17 protein-coding genes and 1 pseudogene are annotated in these 16750 nt (G+C 71.3%); 9 read left to right on the top strand and 9 right to left on the bottom strand.

Annotation, left to right across the window (positions count from 1 at the left end; genetic code table 11):
• Positions 1-40: 40 nt before the first annotated feature.
• The 5 genes from sigM (at position 41) to V6U90_RS05905 (ending at position 4772) form a co-directional block, all read left to right on the top strand.
• Positions 41-844: an RNA polymerase sigma factor SigM gene (gene sigM / locus V6U90_RS05925; protein WP_442933538.1), complete on the top strand. Its 804-nt coding sequence runs from the start codon at positions 41-43 to the stop codon at positions 842-844.
• Positions 841-1857, top strand: coding sequence for a hypothetical protein (locus V6U90_RS05920; RefSeq protein ID WP_334431735.1), 1017 nt, complete (start codon positions 841-843; stop codon positions 1855-1857). Before sigM ends, V6U90_RS05920 begins: the two co-directional genes overlap by 4 nt.
• A gap of 179 nt (positions 1858-2036) precedes the next feature.
• The gene (trxB, locus tag V6U90_RS05915; protein WP_334431732.1) at positions 2037-2990 is read left to right on the top strand and encodes a thioredoxin-disulfide reductase; all 954 of its coding nucleotides are present in this window, start codon (positions 2037-2039) and stop codon (positions 2988-2990) included.
• Between the two features lie 33 nt (positions 2991-3023).
• Positions 3024-3347 carry a thioredoxin gene (gene trxA / locus V6U90_RS05910; protein WP_208810587.1) on the top strand — a complete coding sequence of 108 codons (324 nt, stop codon included), beginning with the start codon at positions 3024-3026 and terminating at the stop codon, positions 3345-3347.
• Positions 3348-3602: 255 nt separating this feature from the next.
• Entirely contained in the window at positions 3603-4772 is a 1170-nt protein-coding gene (locus V6U90_RS05905; protein WP_334431729.1) for an N-acetylmuramoyl-L-alanine amidase, read from the top strand.
• 14 nt (positions 4773-4786) lie between these two features.
• Here the strand turns inward: V6U90_RS05905 and V6U90_RS05900 are convergent, their stop codons facing one another.
• The gene (locus tag V6U90_RS05900; protein ID WP_208810589.1) at positions 4787-5452 is read right to left on the bottom strand and encodes a GNAT family N-acetyltransferase; all 666 of its coding nucleotides are present in this window, start codon (positions 5450-5452) and stop codon (positions 4787-4789) included.
• Between the two features lie 258 nt (positions 5453-5710).
• Between V6U90_RS05900 and V6U90_RS05895 the strand changes: the two genes are divergently transcribed.
• On the top strand, positions 5711-7030 hold the full coding sequence (locus V6U90_RS05895; RefSeq protein WP_334431726.1) for an aminotransferase-like domain-containing protein: 1320 nt from the start codon (positions 5711-5713) through the stop codon (positions 7028-7030).
• Between the two features lie 8 nt (positions 7031-7038).
• On the top strand, positions 7039-8028 hold the full coding sequence (locus V6U90_RS05890; protein ID WP_334431724.1) for a D-alanine--D-alanine ligase family protein: 990 nt from the start codon (positions 7039-7041) through the stop codon (positions 8026-8028).
• 61 nt (positions 8029-8089) lie between these two features.
• Here V6U90_RS05890 and V6U90_RS05885 read toward each other — a convergent pair whose 3' ends face one another.
• The 4 genes and pseudogenes from V6U90_RS05885 to V6U90_RS05870 form a co-directional block, all read right to left on the bottom strand.
• Positions 8090-8989, bottom strand: a complete 900-nt coding sequence (locus tag V6U90_RS05885; protein WP_334431722.1) for an oxidoreductase — start codon at positions 8987-8989, stop codon at positions 8090-8092.
• Positions 8988-9743, bottom strand: a pseudogene (locus V6U90_RS05880) (hypothetical protein); the annotation flags it as partial. The gene V6U90_RS05885 and the pseudogene V6U90_RS05880, both read right to left, overlap by 2 nt.
• Before the next feature lie 336 nt (positions 9744-10079).
• On the bottom strand, positions 10080-10298 hold the full coding sequence (locus V6U90_RS05875; protein ID WP_334431720.1) for a DUF397 domain-containing protein: 219 nt from the start codon (positions 10296-10298) through the stop codon (positions 10080-10082).
• On the bottom strand, positions 10289-11098 hold the full coding sequence (locus V6U90_RS05870; RefSeq protein ID WP_334431718.1) for a helix-turn-helix domain-containing protein: 810 nt from the start codon (positions 11096-11098) through the stop codon (positions 10289-10291). Before V6U90_RS05870 ends, V6U90_RS05875 begins: the two co-directional genes overlap by 10 nt.
• Before the next feature lie 297 nt (positions 11099-11395).
• Here V6U90_RS05870 and V6U90_RS05865 point away from each other — a divergent pair, with 297 nt between their 5' ends.
• Both V6U90_RS05865 and V6U90_RS05860 read left to right on the top strand, forming a co-directional pair.
• Entirely contained in the window at positions 11396-11767 is a 372-nt protein-coding gene (locus tag V6U90_RS05865) for a hypothetical protein (RefSeq protein WP_334431715.1), read from the top strand.
• Between the two features lie 66 nt (positions 11768-11833).
• Positions 11834-12124, top strand: a complete 291-nt coding sequence (locus V6U90_RS05860; protein ID WP_334431713.1) for a hypothetical protein — start codon at positions 11834-11836, stop codon at positions 12122-12124.
• A 351-nt stretch (positions 12125-12475) separates the two neighbouring features.
• Here the strand turns inward: V6U90_RS05860 and V6U90_RS05855 are convergent, their stop codons facing one another.
• The 4 genes from V6U90_RS05855 to V6U90_RS05840 all read right to left on the bottom strand — a co-directional run bounded on the left by V6U90_RS05855 (position 12476) and on the right by V6U90_RS05840 (position 16612).
• Positions 12476-13528, bottom strand: coding sequence for a ParB/RepB/Spo0J family partition protein (locus V6U90_RS05855; protein WP_334431710.1), 1053 nt, complete (start codon positions 13526-13528; stop codon positions 12476-12478).
• A gap of 27 nt (positions 13529-13555) precedes the next feature.
• Entirely contained in the window at positions 13556-14740 is a 1185-nt protein-coding gene (locus V6U90_RS05850; protein ID WP_442933532.1) for an AAA family ATPase, read from the bottom strand.
• Positions 14741-15129: 389 nt separating this feature from the next.
• Positions 15130-15897, bottom strand: a complete 768-nt coding sequence (gene rsmG / locus V6U90_RS05845) for a 16S rRNA (guanine(527)-N(7))-methyltransferase RsmG (RefSeq protein ID WP_442933537.1) — start codon at positions 15895-15897, stop codon at positions 15130-15132.
• Between the two features lie 121 nt (positions 15898-16018).
• Positions 16019-16612 carry a Jag family protein gene (locus V6U90_RS05840; protein WP_334431704.1) on the bottom strand — a complete coding sequence of 198 codons (594 nt, stop codon included), beginning with the start codon at positions 16610-16612 and terminating at the stop codon, positions 16019-16021.
• Between the last annotated feature and the right edge of the window lie 138 nt (positions 16613-16750).

Below are 16750 nucleotides of genomic sequence, written 5' to 3'. Positions count from 1 at the left end.
GCGCTGCGGAGGCACGGTCGTGACCGGGCGCGGCGAGGACCTGGTGGTCGATCCGGCGGGTACCGCGGCAGCGGGCCCGCCGGATCCCGTCAACGGGGCAGCTCCGGGCCCCACCGGCGCCGGGCGTACCGACGCCGAACTGCTGCACGCCCACGTGGCCGGCGACCGGGACGCCTTCGCGGAACTCTTCCACCGGCACCGGGACCGGCTCTGGGCGGTGGCCATCCGCACCATCGGGGACCGCGAGGATGCGGCCGACGCGCTCCAGGACGCCCTGCTCTCCGCGCACCGGGCCGCCGCCCGGTTCCGGGGCGAGTCGGCGGTGACCACCTGGCTGCACCGGATCGTGGTGAACGCCTGCCTGGACCGGATCCGGCGCCGCCAGGCGCACCCGACGGTGCCGTTGCCGGACGGCCGGCGCACTGACGAGCCGGGCCCCTGGACGGGGGGAACCGAGCCGGCGGCACCCGCGCCGGACCATGACACCGCCCTGGTCGTCCGCCAGGCCCTCGCCGAGCTGCCGGTGGAGCAGCGGGCCGCGTTGATCCTGGTGGACGTGCAGGGATACCCCGTGGCCGAGGCCGCCCGGATCCTCGACGTGGCCGAGGGCACGGTCAAGAGCCGGTGTGCCCGGGGGCGCGCCCGCCTCGCCCTGCGGCTGGGACACCTACGTGGCCGGCCGGACCAACCGACCGGCACCACAGGGCCGGACACGTCCGGCAGCCGGTCCGGGGTGCCGCCGGTCACCCGGGGGAACCGGTCCGGCCCGGACGGCGTCGGATCAGCGTCGGGACAGCCCGGCCATGATCCGTACCGACATGACACCACCGAGGAGCAACCGTGACCACCGGCCCGTTCGGGGAGGTCGACTTCGACCTGCTCGCCGACTACGTCGGCGGGGCGCTGGACGGTACCCCGGAGGAGGCGACCGTGGCCCGGCTGGTTCGCGACGACCCGGCCTGGACGGCGGCGTACGACCTGCTGGTGCCGGCCGTGGGTGAGGTCCGCGCGGACCTGGCCGGGCTGGGTGGGCTACCCGCCCCGATGCCCGTCGAGGTGACGGACCGGTTGAGCGCCGTACTCGCCACGGCCGGACCGCCGACGGCCGGACCGGCTACGGACGAGCGGGTCGGCAGCGGTCCGACCAGGCCGATCGGCGAGCGGACGCTGCCAGTCACCGGTGTGCCCCGGCCGTCCCGGGTGCCGGTCCAGGCCGCCGGCGGTACGGCGCGTCCGACGAATCCGGCACCCACCGGGCGGCCCCGACGACGCTGGTCCCGGCTGGCCGGACCGGTGGCCGTGGTGACCGCGGTACTCGGCCTGGGCGGCCTCGGGCTCAGCCAACTGGTCGGCAGCGATTTCGGGGCGACCGTTGCCGACTCGTCGGCCGGCAACGCCCGCGATCAGGGCCCCGAGGCGGCCGGTCAGCCCCAGCCGCAGGTCGCCGGCCGGCCGCGCGCGATGCTCGCCCCGGCTGCCGCGCAGCCGCTGACCTCCGGCACCGACTACACCCCGCAGAGCCTCACCGCGAGCCGGCCCGCGACGAATGGTCCGGGCGCCGGCCCGTCCACGGGTACGGGCCCGGACTCCGTCGACGGGCGGATCAGGTACCCGGTCGGCCTGGCCCGGCTCGCCGACCCGACGGCCCTACAGCTCTGCCTGGATGAGATCGCCGGGGAGCACGGGCGGCCGGCCGTCACGGTGACCTTCGTCGACTACGCCTCCTTCAACGGCCAGCCCGCCCTGGTGGTACGGCTCACCGACGGCCCCGGGGAGCGCTGGGTCTGGGTGGCCGGGCCGGAGTGCGGTGTGCCCGGATCCGGCGCCGACACCCGCTTCCGCAGCCGGGTAGGGTGATTTCACGGTCACCGGCTGTTTGGCCGTTCGCGTGACGTGACCCACCGGATGACCGGCTCGGGAATCCCCGGTTCGTACCATGACGTTCTGCAGTGCAGTCGTCGGCGCCAACTGGTGCCGGCCTCGGACCGGCATCGGTGCGCGCGCCGGTGGCGGAATTACACAATCGGGAGACGGCAGTGGACGAGGTCCGCAACCTGATCATCATCGGCTCCGGGCCGGCCGGTTACACGGCGGCGGTCTACGCCGCGCGCGCCAACCTCAAGCCCCTGGTCATCGAGGGTGTTCAGTCCGGCGGCGCGTTGATGACCACCACCGAGGTGGAGAACTTCCCCGGTTTTGCGGACGGGATCCTCGGGCCGGAGCTGATGGACGCCATGCGCAAGCAGGCGGAGCGGTTCGGTGCCGAGTTCATCACCGACGACGTGACCCGGGTCGAGCTGGTCGACACCGGTACCCCGGGCAGCGGTGCGGCCAGCACCGTCTGGGTGGGCGAGACGGCGTACCGGGGCCGGGCTGTGATCCTCAGCACCGGATCGGCCTGGCGTCCGCTCGGCGTCCCCGGTGAGCAGAAGTACCTCGGCCACGGCGTGTCGTCCTGCGCCACCTGTGACGGTTTCTTCTTCCGGAACCAGCACATCGTGGTGGTCGGCGGCGGCGACTCGGCGATGGAGGAGGCCACGTTCCTGACCCGGTTCGCCGAGTCGGTGACCATCATCCACCGCCGCGACTCGTTCCGGGCCAGCAAGATCATGGCGGACCGGGCGCTGAGCAACGAGAAGATCAAGGTCGAGTGGAACACCGTGGTCGAGGAGGTCCTCGGCGACGACGGCAAGGTGTCCGGCGTACGGGTGCGGAACGTGCACACCGGTGAGTCGAAGGTGCTCGACGTGACCGGCGTCTTCGTGGCGATCGGCCACGACCCGCGCAGCGAACTCTTCCGCAGCCAGGTGGAACTGGACGACGAGGGCTACGTGAAGGTCCAGTCGCCGAGCACCCGGACCAGCGTGCCTGGTGTGTTCGCCGCCGGTGACGTCGTGGACCACACCTACCGTCAGGCGATCACCGCTGCGGGTACGGGCTGCGCCGCCGCCCTGGACGCCGAGCGCTTCATCGCCACCCTGGAAGTCTGAGCAGTCTGACCAACGCCCCGAGGAGGGTTAACCGTGGGAGCAACAAAGGCGGTCACCGACGCGAACTTCGCCAGTGACGTCCTGAAGTCCGACAAGCCGGTGCTGGTCGACTTCTGGGCGGAGTGGTGCGGCCCGTGCCGCAAGGTGGCACCGCTGCTGGAGGAGATCGCCGGTGAGATGGGCGACCAGATCAGCATCGTGAAGCTCAACATCGACGAGAACCCGGAGACCGCCCGCGCGTACCGGGTCATGTCGGTGCCGACCCTCACCATCTTCAAGAACGGCGAGCCGGTGCAGTCGATCGCGGGCGCCAAGCCCAAGGGCGAACTGGTCCGCCTGATCGAGGCCGCGCTCTGATTTTGGGTCACCCCTGACCGGTTCCGGCTCCCCCCGGACCACCGATGCGCCCGCAGTCCTCCGGCTGCGGGCGCACTGCTTTGTGCGGTTGGGCCACGCACCGCCCCACCAGCGCATACCGTGCTAACGGGGCCAGGGCCGGAATATCCCGGTACGCTCCAGTACGTCACGCAGTGGGGATGGCAGTTGGACCGGGTTCCGGCCGGGCGTCACGACGCCCTGGTCGGCCGGCGTTCCACGCAGAGGGGGTCCGCCATGCGCCCGATCCGTCCTGGTGACCGGGGGCCTGCGGTACGCGAGATCCGCAGCATCCTGGCCCGACTCGATCTGCTTGCCCCGGCCGTGGGGGCGGACGAGTTCAACGCGGACACCGAACGCGCGGTACGCGCCTTCCAGCAGAGCCGGGGCCTGAGCGTCGACGGTCGGGTGGGGCCGGAGACCTGGCGGGCGCTGGACGCGGCCCGCTGGCGGCTCGGCGCCCGTACCCTCTACCACGCCGTACCGGAGCCGCTGGCCGGCGAGGATGTCCGGACCCTCCAGGAACGGCTGCTGGAGATGGGGTACGACGTCGGCCGGGCGGATGCGGTCTACGGGGTACGGACCGCCCGTGCGGTGGCGCAGTTCCAGCGGGAGATGGGGCTCGTCCCCGACGGGTCATGCGGGCCGCACACCATGAACGCGCTGCGCCGGCTGGGGCGCAAGGTGGTCGGGGGACGACCCCAGTGGCTACGCGAGTCGGACGCGATCCGGCAGGCCGGCCCCACGCTGGTGGGACGGACCGTGGTGATCGACCCCGGCCACGGCGGAGCCGACCCGGGTGTGGTCGTACCCGACGGACCGCTCTGCTGGAGCGAGGCCGACCTGGTGCACGACCTGGCCAGCCGGCTGGAGGGGCGGCTGGCCGCCGCCGGGATGCGGGTACAGCTCACCCGTGGTCCGGCTCCCGCCGCACCGCTGCCGGACGTCGAACGGGCGGAACTGGCCAACGCGTTGAACGCCGACGTCTTCATCTCCCTGCACGTCGACTGCCACACCAACCCGGCGGCCGACGGGGTGGCCACCTACCACTACGGCACCGACAACGGGGTCACCTCGGCCACCGGTGAGCGGCTGGCGGGCCTCGTGCAGCGGGAGATCGTCGCCCGGACCGGCCTGCGGGACTGCCGTACCCATGCCAAGAGCTGGGAGTTGCTCCGGTTGACCCGGATGCCGGCGGTCCGGGTGGAGGTCGGTTACCTCACCTCGCCGACCGACCTGGCCCGGCTCATCGATCCACGGTTCCGGGACCGGGTGGTCGACGCGATCGTCGCCGCGGTGCAGCGGATGTACTTCCCCATCGAGCGGGACGTGCCGACCGGCTCGATCAACGTGAGCGAACTGCGGGCGGCGGCGGCCAGCCGGGTGGCGACCACCGCCCCGGCCTGACCGAACTGGGGTGCTCAGCTACCGGAGACCGAGCTGGTGGCCGGGCGTACCGGGCGGAGCAGGGTCTCCGGGCTCATCGAGCCGAGGAGCTTCTCCAGCGCGTACTCGACGTCGGACTTCCAGGACAGCGCGGTTCGCAGTTCCAGGCGCAGCCGGGGGTACCGGGGATGCGGGCGTACGGTCTTGAACCCGACGGAGAGGAAGAAGTCGGCCGGGGCGACACAACCGCCGCCCCCGGGCTCGTCGGCGTCACCGAACTTGGCGTCACCGAACGCCTCGATCGCCTTGATGCCGCGTTTGGTGAGATCCCGGGCGACCCCCTGGACCAGCATCCGGCCCAGGCCACCGCCGGCGAACGCGGCGACCACGTGTGCGGTCATCAGCAGGGCGGCGTCGGCGGAGACCGGTGAGGTGGGGAAGGCCATCGAGCGGGGTACGTAGGCCGGCGGGGCGAACATGACGAACCCGGCGGGCATCCCGTCGACGTAGACGAGCTTGCCGCAGGAGCCCCACTCCAGGAGGGTCTGGGACACCCAGGCCTCCTTCTCCAGGCCCGGGTCGCCGGCTGCGCAGGCCCGTTCTGCGGAGACCGGGTCGAGTTCCCAGTAGACGCAGCTACGGCAGGGACGTGGTAGGTCCTCCAAGGTGTCGAGGGTCAGGCTGACCAGACGTCGCGACATGGCGCATCCCCACAGATAGGCTCGACGGTGCCGGGCACCGTGAATACGTGTGCAGTGGCGGTGCGGACACCCCCGGGCCATCGCCGCCGCCGGTATACCCCCGACGTGCGATCGTACGCCGCCCCGGGACACGGCGGGAGGAGTACGCGCGATCCGGTCCGTCCGGTGCCCGCCATGTGGACTCGACTCACATCCCACGACACGCCGTGGCCTGGGCGGACTACGATCGACCAACGGACACGCGATCGAGGTGATGTCATGACCGGCACGACGCTCGACGACTACACCGACCGGTACGCCCGCCGGGTGCGCGGCATGACCGCCTCGGAGATCCGGGCACTCTTCGCAGTGGCCAGCCGGCCGGAGGTGGTCTCGCTCGCCGGTGGCGCGCCGTACATCGCCGCGCTCCCGCTCGACGCGGTCGGTGAGATGCTCGGGCGGCTCGCCGCCGAGCAGGGCCACACCACCCTCCAGTACGGCATCGGCCAGGGCACCCTGGAGCTGCGCGAGCGCATCTGCGAGGTGATGTCGCTGTCCGGCATCGACGTGGGCTGCGGTGCCTCGCCGGAGGACGTGGTGGTGACCGTCGGTGGGCAGCAGGCCCTCGACCTGGTCGCCCGGCTCTTCCTGGATCCCGGTGACGTGGTGTTCGCCGAGGGGCCGACCTACGTCGGCGCGCTCGGTGTGCTCCAGGCCGCCCAGGCGCAGGTCGTGCACGTGCCGATGGACACCGAGGGGCTGATCCCGGAGGCGCTGGAGGCGGCCATCGCGGACGCCGCCCGGGCCGGCCGCCGGGTGAAGTTCCTCTACACGATCCCGACCTACCAGAACCCGACCGGCGTGACGCTGACCGAGGAGCGACGGGAGCGGGTGCTGGACATCTGCGAGCGGGCCGGGCTGCTGGTGGTCGAGGACGACCCGTACGGTCAGCTCGGTTTCGCCGGGGACGCCCCGGCCCCGCTGCGGGCCCGTCGCCGGGACGGGGTCTTCTACCTGAGCACCTTCTCCAAGACGTTCGCCCCCGGGCTGCGGGTCGGCTGGATCCTGGCGCCGCACGCGGTACGCGACAAGCTGGTGATCGCCAGTGAGGCGCAGATCCTCTGCCCGAGCGCGTACGCCCAGGCGGCGGTGACCACCTACCTGAGCACCATGCCCTGGCGGGAGCAGCTGAAGGTCTACCGCGAGGTGTACCGGGAGCGCCGGGACGCGATGCTGGACGCGCTGGGTGACCTGATGCCGGAGGGCACCACCTGGACGGAACCGGACGGCGGGCTCTTCGTCTGGGCCACCCTGCCGGACGGGCTGGACTCCAAGGCGATGATGCCGAGGGCGATCGCCGCCCGGGTGGCGTACGTGCCGGGGACCGGTTTCTACGCCAACGGTGCGGGCGCCGGCAACATGCGGCTCAACTTCTCCTTCCCGCCGCCGGAGCGGATCCGGGAGGGTATCCGCCGGCTGGCCGGGGTGATGGAGCAGGAGATCGCCATGCGCCGGGTCTTCGGTCCGGTCGCCGGGCAGGCCGCCGGGCGCCGCCGCGGGCAGGCCGCCGCGGACGTGCCGGGTCCTGACTTGGCATGATCTCCCGCATGGGTACATCCGCTGCCGGCACTGCTGGGCACTCCGATCCCCGTATTCTCGTCCTGGCGGGCGGGCTCTCCTACGAACGCGACGTGTCGCTGCGGTCCGGGCGGCGGGTGCTCGACGCCCTGCGGTCGGTGGGCATCGAGGCCGAAATCCGGGACGCCGACGTGGCCCTGCTCCCGGCGCTCCAAGCCGATCCGCCGGACGCCGCAGTGATCGCCCTGCACGGCGCGACCGGTGAGGACGGCTCGCTGCGCGGTGTGCTCGACCTGTGTCGGGTGCCGTACGTCGGTTGTGACGCCCAGGCCGCCCGGGTGGCCTGGGACAAGCCGTCCGCGAAGGCGGTGCTGCGCGAGGTCGGTATCCCCACCCCGGACTGGGTGGCCCTGCCGCACGACCGCTTCTCCGAGTTGGGCGCGGTCGCGGTACTCGACCGGATCGTCGACCGGCTCGGCCTGCCGCTGATGGTGAAGCCGGCGCAGGGTGGTTCCGGGTTGGGGGCGGCGGTGGTCCGCGAGGCCTCCGCGCTGCCCGCCGCGATGGTGGGCTGCTTCGCGTACGGCTCGACGGCGCTGGTCGAGCGGTACGTCTCCGGCATGGACGTGGCCGTCTCCGTGATCGACCTGGGCGAGGGTCCGCAGGCTCTGCCGGCGGTCGAGATCGTGCCCCGCAACGGCGTCTACGACTACGCCGCCCGCTACACGGCCGGCCTGACCACCTGGCACTCTCCGGCCCGGCTCACGCCGGAGGTGGCGGCGGAGGTGGCCCGGGTGGCCCTGGCCGCGCACACCGCACTCGGGCTGCGCGACCTTTCCCGGGTGGACCTGATCGTGGACGCCGCCGGCCGGCCGCACGTGCTGGAGGTCAACGTCTCCCCGGGTATGACCGAGACCTCGCTGCTGCCGCTCGCGGTGCAGGCCGCCGGGCTGGACCTCGGCCGGGTGCTCGGGGCGATGGTCCGCCGGGCCGCCGCCCGGTCGACCGCCGTCGCCTGACGGCAGGGTCCACCCGACTCCGGCACACCCGCTCCGGCCTCGGCGCCCTTGGGGCGGGCGGTCACTCGGCTTCGAACGCCTCGTGCAGCTTCTCCAGGCGGGTCAACTCCTCATTGGAGAGCCGGAGCGCACCAGCGGCCACGTTCTCGACCAGGTGGTCCGGATTGCCGGTACCCGGGATGGCGAGCACGTTGGGGCCACGATGCAGCGCCCACGCCAGCCTGATCTGCGCGGGCGTCGCACCGTGGGCGGCGGCGACGGCGCGTACCTCGTCGTGTTCGGCGTCGACCGCACCCTTCTCCCGACCGGTGGTGGCGATGGAGAAGAACGGTACGAAGGCGATTCCCTGTTCGTCGCAGGTCCGCAGCAGCCCGTCGTACCGTCGGCGGTAGCCGAGGCCGTACGGGTTCTGCACGGCGACCACCGGAGCGATGGCCTGGGCCTCGGTGAGTTGCCAGGGCTGGACGTTGGAGACGCCGAGGTGGCGGATCAGCCCGGCGTCGCGCAGCTCGGCCAGCGCACCGAACAGCTCGGCGATCGGCTTCCGGCCGTGTATCCGGAGGTTCACCAGGTCGAGGTGATCGCGGCCGAGCTGGCGCAGATTCTCCTCGACCTGGCCGCGAAGCTGCGCCGGGCTGGCCAGCGGCAGCCACTCGCCGGACGGGCCCCGACCCGGACCGACCTTGGTGGCGATCACCAGGTCGTCCGGGTACGGAGCGAGGGCCCGGTTGATCAGCTCGTTGGCCGAGCGCAGCGGGGAAAAGTAGAAGGCGGCGGTGTCGATGTGGTTGACGCCCAACTCGACCGCCTGACGCAGGACCCGGATCACCCGGTCCCGGTCACTCGGGCTGCCATCGGCGTTCGCGGTCAGCCGCATGGCGCCGAAGCCCATCCGGTTGACGGTGCGGTCCCCGAGTTGCCAGGTACCTGCCGATGCTGCGGTGCATGCCCCAGGAATCATCGCCGGAGTCTGCCACGGAGGTGGGTTCGACTGCTGCCCCTTCAAGCCCCGCCCGGCTCTACTCCTCCCGGGCCGGTGGCTCCTCCGCCACGGTGATCGAGACCGGGTCGCCGTCACCGTGGGCCGCTGCTGCGGTCGGCTCGGACTCTCCGCCCTCGGTGAAGCTGGCCGGGGCCTGCCAGTGGATCCGGGGCGGTTCGGCCAGCGGTCGTCCCTCGAAGTCGGCCAGCCAGGCAGCCACCATGGCCAGGTTCTCCCGCCACCTCTCCTCGGAGATCGGCGGCAGGATGGCGTCCCACAGCGACAGGAACGTCCCCCGGAGCTGAAGCTGCCCGTACGGGCGGGCGAGGAACCACAGGTGCAGGTGCGCGGAGCCGTCACCCCAACGGTTCACATGCACCCGGGCGACCCCGTCGAGCGACCGGATGGCCCGCTCCAGCCGTACCGTCATCACGCCCAGCTCGGCGGCGAGCAGGTTCGGCAGGTCACCGAGGTCGAGGTGGGACCGGGTTTCCAGGATGAGCACCATGGGCAGGCCGGTGGGCCGGTCCATGGTGCGCACCCGCCATCGCTCACCCACCCAGATGTACGCGTCGTCGGGGGAGGTGCAGGCGGTGCACTCTCGGGAGCCCTCGCCCTTCCGCAACGGCTCAACGTCCACCGGGTCGTCGAGCTGGCGGACGCGGAAGTCGCCCTCGAAGGGAAACGAGGGCCAGTTGGTGAACTCAGGAACAGCGGGAGGGGTGTGCGGCACGACGCTGACCCTAGCCCTTTTGGGGGCGCCTGTCCCTCCCTGCTTCGCGCTGCCACCGGACGGCTACCGACAAGTTATCCACAGGCTCGCTGGGGACAGCGCACCGCGTCAGCCCTTGCTTCCGGGCGGTAATCCACAGGCTCCGAGGGACTTCTACGCGCTGTTTCACGTGAAACAGGGGGTGCCTGTGGATAACTCCTGTGGATAAAGATATCCACCGCGCGGGACTCCCTGTGGAGAACCGGGGCAGTGTCGTCGCGGGCGGCTGTGGGGGTACCCGGATATAGCAACGACGCCCCCGGCCGGATCGGTACGGGGGCGTCGCCATCGATCTGCTCAGTTTTCCAAAGCGCTCCCCCGGCGGGGGCCGACTGTGCCGACGGCGGCCACGAAGCCCCGCCACACCGCCGGGCTGAAGGTCAGCACGGGCCCCTGCCGGTCCTTGCTGTCCCGCACCGCCACGACCCCGGGGAGGTTGTCCGCCACCTCCACGCAGGAGTTGCCACCGTTGTCGCTCCGGGTGGACTTACGCCACCGGGCACCGCTCAGCTCCATAGCTCCTCCGCCACCTTCGCTATCAGCTCGGCGGACTGTCGCCGGGACAGCGCCTCCCCGCGCACCGCCTCCCATCGCCGGTTCAGGTTAGCAACGTCCTCAGGCCGGTCGATGACCTGACCGTGCAGCGGGGTGTCCAGATGGACCACCCGGGTGCCGTCGTCGTAGCAGCCCAGCACGAACGGTCCGGCCAGCCCTGGGTACTCGCCCACGTCGGCGGGGACCACGTGGATCTGGATGTGCGGGCGCCGGCCCATCTCCACCAGGTGGGCCAACTGCTCCCGCATCACCGCCCGGCCGCCCACCGGCCGGTGCAGGATCTGCTCGTCGAACACCGCGACGAACTGCGGCGGCCGGTCCCGGGTGAGCACCGCCTGCCGCTGCATCCGGGAGGTGATCAGCCGCTCGGCCCGGTCCTCGGGGAGCAGGCCGCCGGTGGCCAGCACCGCACGGGCGTAGTCCTCGGTCTGGAGCAGACCGGGCAGCACCGACACCTCGAAGGACCAGAGCGCGGCGACCTCCTGCTCGACTGCCATCCACTCCCGGAACCAGGGTGGCGCGGACTCGATGTGCACGAGGGCCTGCAACCGGACCAGCAGACCGTCGGTGTGAAGCACGTCGTCGGCCCGGGTCATGAAGTCGAGGCCCGGGGTACGGCGGGCCTGTTCGATCATCGAGACCAGGGACTGGGAGTAGTTGATCTGCTGGGCCAGGTCCTCCTGGGAGAGCCCGGCCGCGGTACGGGCCCGGCGCAGCTCGCCAGCAAGGAACTCCAGGGTCGACATCCGGGGGCCGGCCATCACACCTCCATGACGTCCGGCGCACCCGTCAACCACCCTGGTGAGGGGGAACGGACACGACGGACCGGGTAGCTGGGTCAGTGGTTCCGACCGTAGTGGGCGAATCACCACACTGTGAGCGACACGCCACCGCGAGTCGTCCGTACCGCGAGTGATGTTCGCCAGCTCTGAGGAGGAAACCCGTGCCTGCCTACTCCGGTGACTACGAACCGATCCCGTCCCCCCGTACCCCGATCGCCGCCGTCCCGGTCCCGGTCCCGATTTCGGCACCGCCGGAGCCCGACCCGCCTACGCCCGATGTCGGCCCTTCACCGGCATCGCCCGACCCCGCTGCTGGCCCCGCGGGTGCTGGTGCCCCGGTGGCTGCTGCCCCGGCAACTGCTGGCCCGGCAACTGCTGGCCCGGCGGGTGCTGGCCCGGCGGGTGCTGGTGCCCCGGCAACTGCTGGTGCCCCGGCGGCGGCTGGCCTGGCGGGTGTTGGCCCGTCCTTCCCCGCCAGCCCCGGATCACCGGGTGATGGTGCGGCCCCGTCAACCGGGCTACCCCGGACGTGAGGAGCGATCCGGTGCCACTCCAGCCGCGCCACCGCCGGCTCTGGCAACGTTGGGGACGGTGGTGCTCCTGCGGTCTCCGCTGGCCCTGCCCCGATCGCGACCGATCCTCACCTGATCGCGGCTGGGACACTCCCGCTCGCGGACGGTCCGCTCCCGAGCGGAGCCGATCACCGTGGCGACGGTGAATCCGGTGCTGCCGGCCCGGGTGGACGGCCATCTTCCGCTACGCCCGATCTGGCTCTGCCGCTCGTGCCACCGTCCGTGGCCCTGCGCCGCCGCCAGGCTGGCGCTGCGCTGCGAGTACGGCCGAGACCGGGTGGGGCTGGCTGTGCTGATGGCCACCCATCTGCTCGACGCACTGCCGGAGCTGGCCGCGCTCATCCCCGAGCTGGACCCGAAAGTCGCCTTCGAGCGATTCCTGGGCTGGACCCCACCGCACCCCTTGGCGGGCGGGTCCACGGGTTTCACGTGAAACGCGCCGCCGCTCGTCGCATTGACCACGAGATTGACGGTGTCCACGGACCCATCAGCGCCGCTAATCATGATCACCGCGCCGGATGGTTCTGTTTCCGAACGCCGGGACGACGCTGGCCGCGCCCCTCAGAAGGAAGGAGGGTGCGCGGCCAGCGTTGTTGTTCCTGGCGACCGAGTGTGGGCCTCAGCAGGGACCTCCCGCAGCCACTGCACGTGGGGCATGTCTCTGACCTGACCCGGCCCACCCGTCGTACTTTCTGCCCCTGGCCTGGCGGCTGATCACCACCCACAGCGGGGATGGACCAGCCCGGCCAGACCAGGGCGTCCGGCCCGCTCCCGTGGAGCGTTGTCAGTCCTCGGAGTCGGCGTCGGACTGGTCGACACCGATGATGCCGACGATCCGCTCCAGGTCGTCCACCGTGGCGAACTCAATAGTGATCTTGCCCTTGCTGCGCCCGATATCGACCTTCACCCGGGTGTCGAACCGGTCCGAGAGCCGGTCCGCCAGATCGGTGAGCGCCGGGGCGTGCGGCTTGGTCCGCCGCTTGGCCGGAGTCTTCGCCGGCCCTTCCGCCAGCGCGAGCTGGACGATCTCCTCGGTGGCACGCACCGAGAGCCCTTCGGCGACGATGCGGTGGGCGAGCTGCTCCTGCGCCTCCGGCTCGTCCAGGCTGAGCAGCGCCCGGGCGTGCCCGGCGGAGAGCACACCGGCGGCCACCCGCCGCTGGACCTGGGCCGGCAGATTGAGCAGCCGGATGGTGTTGGAGATCTGCGGACGGCTCCGGCCGATCCGCCGGGCCAACTCCTCGTGCGTGGCGCCGAACTCCTCCAGCAACTGCTGGTAGGCGGCAGCCTCTTCCAACGGATTCAGGTTGGCCCGGTGGATGTTCTCCAGCAGAGCGTCCCGGAGCATCGCGTCGTCCCGGGTGTCCCGCACGATCGCCGGGATCGCCTCCCGGCCGACCGCCTGGGCGGCGCGCCAACGCCGCTCACCCATCACCAGCTCGTACCGCTCGTCCTCAAGCTGGCGCACGACGATCGGCTGGAGGAAGCCGACCTCCTCGATCGAGGTCTTCAGCTCCTCCAACGCCTCCTCGTCGAAGACCTGCCGGGGCTGCTTCGGGTTCGGCACGATCGCGTCAACCGGGATCTCGGCGAACCGCGCTCCGGGAACCGGCGCGAGCTGGGGACCAGGATCGACAGCCGGAGGCGGCTCCACCGGCTGCGGAGCCGCCGGAGCCGATGCCGAACCGTTCGCCGTACCCGCAACGGCGTCCGACGGATCAACCGGAACCGGGTCGACAGGTGCCTCGGCGATGGCGACCGCGGACGGCTGGGTCGGCCCGGTGGGGATCAGTGCCCCTAGCCCTCTACCCAGCCCGCCCCGTGGACGGTTCTTCATGCCACGCCTCCCAGCGACTTGTCCCCACTACGCATTCCGGCCGACCGGTTCCTTCACGCCGCGCTCCGCAATCTCCTGCGCAGCCTCGAAGTAACTCGTCGCACCCCGTGACCCGGGATCGTAGGTCATCACCGACTGGCCATAGCTCGGCGCCTCCGAGACCCGTACGTTCCGGGGGATCACCGCCTGGAGGACCTTGTCACCGAAGTGGTTGCGGACATCCTGCTCGACCGCATCGGCCAGCCGGGTACGGCGGTCGTACATGGTCAGCAGGATCGTGGACACGTCGAGGTTCGGGTTGAGGTGCTGCCGTACCAGGTTGATGTTCTGGATGAGCTGGTTGAGCCCTTCCAACGCGTAGTACTCGCACTGGATCGGGATCAGCACCTCCTGCGCGGCAACGAGCGCGTTGACCGTCAGTAGGCCCAGCGAGGGCGGACAGTCGATGAAGACATAGTCGAAGTGGCCCGGGTAGGCGGCGATAGCCCTTTGCAGCCGTGACTCACGGGCCACCACCGAGACCAACTCGATCTCGGCACCGGCCAGGTCGATGGTCGCGGGTACGCACCACAGGTTGGGGATGCCCTCGACGCCCTGGGCCACCTCGGCCAGCGGCACGCTGTTGATGAGGCAGTCGTAGACATCGGGCACACCGCTGTGGTGCGGGACGTTCAACCCGGTCGAGGCGTTGCCCTGTGGGTCGAGATCGATCACCAGTACCCGGTTGCCGTGCAGAGCCAGAGCCACGGCCAGGTTCACCGTGGTCGTGGTCTTGCCGACGCCGCCCTTCTGGTTGGCGACGCACATGACCCGGGTCCGTTCGGGCCGAGGCATGGTCACCTCGCCACTCGGGTTCAGGATCTGCACGGCGCGCATCGCCTCCATAGCCAACGGTGGGTCATCCTCTTCGCGCGTCGGGGTTTCACGTGAAACGTACGCGGCCGGCGCGGTTTCCGGGGGGACCGCTCCGGCGTACGGGGTGGGCGTGTCGACCTGCGCCGCCCAGCGCTGGGGAAGATCATCCCCGGGAGGTTGCTCCCCGACCGGCACAGCGGGAAGGTACTCCACCGGCGCCGGACCTGCGGGCGCCGGCGGTAGTGCCGGAGACTGCTGCGGCGGACGGGCCCGGCCCGCCGCCGACCAGCCATCGGACGCCGTTTCACGTGAAACGGCGTTACCCGGCGCGGAGGGGAAACTCCGGGGCCGGGTCATTCCTGGTTCGTCATTCCTACCGTCGTCCTGCACCCTGTCATCCCTGCCCGCTTCGGATGGTCGGCCGGATCGGCAGAGATGTCGGGGCCGTCGCAACTCGACACGGACCGATCCACATTATCGACGCGCAGTCAGCCTACGGCGGAAAGGTGGATCAGGTCCACGGCGGTTGCTCACGTGAGTCGAGGCGCACCCCGCTGGGGAGCGCAGCTCCGGCAGGAGTCATCGTCCGGGTGCATCGGCAGGGGAGCCGGAACCGGCCCGGTCAGCGGGCCCATTCCCGTCCAAACCTCTCCCCGCCCCCGGCCGCCGGCCATCCCCGTCGCGGCGGGGACATGGTCCGACCGTTAGTCATCCCCGTCGCGGCGGGGACATGGTCCGACCGTTGGTCATCCCCGTCGCGCTCGTCGCCCGCCCCCGGCCGACGAGCCGGACCGTCGAGCCGACTTCGACGGCTTCACCGGTCGGACACCCGGCGGATGCACGATCCGCTCCCGCACGATCTCGACCACGGTGGTCGGCGGGTCGATGATCCCGACCCCGCACTGGTGCACGCTGGGTTCACCACCCCCGAGCCGTTCCACCGCTTCCGCGTGTTCGGCGATCTCCTCCGCTGCGGACATCCCCTTCAGCGCGACCAGCCGACCGCCACGTCCCACCAGCGGCAGACACCACCCGGTGAGCCGGTCGAGTGGCGCCACCGCGCGGGCGGTGACGATGTCGCCGACAAGTACGCCGGCGCTGGTGGTACCCGCCGCCACCTCGTCGGCCCGACCCCGGACCACCCGGACCGACCGGGCCAGGCCGAGACTCTGTACCGCCTCCACCAGGAAGGAGGTACGCCGGGCCAGTGGCTCGACCAGCACCATGGTGAGGTCCGGACGGGCGATCGCCAGGACCAGACCCGGCAGGCCGGCCCCTGATCCGACGTCTAGCACCGTCGCCCCGGCCGGGATCCGCTCGGCGACGGCCGCACAGTTGAGCAGGTGCCGGGACCAGATCCGCGGTGCCTCCCGGGGCCCGATCAGCCCGCGTACCACGCCCTCGGTCGCCAGCAGCTCGGCGTAGCCGGCCGCCAGGTCGAGTCGCTCACCGAAGAGCAATCGGGCGGCACCGGCCAGCTCCGGTGGCAGCGTCACATCGCCGGCCGTGGGCAGTTCGTCGCCATCCGGGGTCACCTGGTCGGTCAGCGGTGTCCCGTCCACAGCCGACGGCCCGGGTGGCGTGCCACCCGGGCCGGACACGGCATCAGCCGCACTGTCGTACGTCATCAGGTCGTCAGTCCTTGGCGGGGCGGACAACGATGCGCCGGTCGGGCTCGACGCCCTCGGACTCGCTCTCCACCCCCGCCATCGCGTTCACCACGTCGTGCACGCACTTGCGCTCGAACGCGGACATCGGCTCCAGCCGGACCGGCTCGCCGTACTCCTTGACCTTCTCCACCGCGTTCTTGGCGACGGCGGCGAGTTCCTTGCGACGGTTCGCCCGGTAGCCACCAACATCCAGCAGCAGACGGCTCGGTGCACCGGTCTGCCGGAAGACCGCGAGGCGGGCCAGTTCCTGCAACGCCTCCAGGGTGGCACCACGCTGACCGACGAGGGCCTGGAGCCGGCCACCGACCACCTCCACCACCGGCCGGCCACTGGAGACCAGCTCGTCGATGTCACCGTCGTAGTCGAGGATGTCGAGCAGCCCCTCGATGTAGTCCGCCGCGATCTCACTCTGCCGGAACAGGTCGGTGTCAGCCGGTACCTTCCGGGCTACTGCCGTCTCCTCGGCCACGTCCTCGGTGTCGTCGGTCTCCTGATCGGCGATCGGATCCGCCGCAGCGTCCAGGGACTCCTTAGTGCGCGGGATGCTGGTGTCGGTCACGGTTCATCTCCGTACTCGTTCGGCCGGACCGTCGGTCCGTTGATCTCCCGCGACCGGGGGATTTCGCCGGTCGCGGGCACGTCTGTACGGGCAGTGTCGCCCGTGACCGCGCTGGTACGCGGCGGAATCCACTTCCGG

The sequence above is a fragment of the Micromonospora sp. CPCC 206060 genome (assembly GCF_036906895.1).
GTDB lineage: Bacteria > Actinomycetota > Actinomycetes > Mycobacteriales > Micromonosporaceae > Micromonospora.
This window is presented reverse-complemented; position numbering and strand designations above follow the sequence as displayed.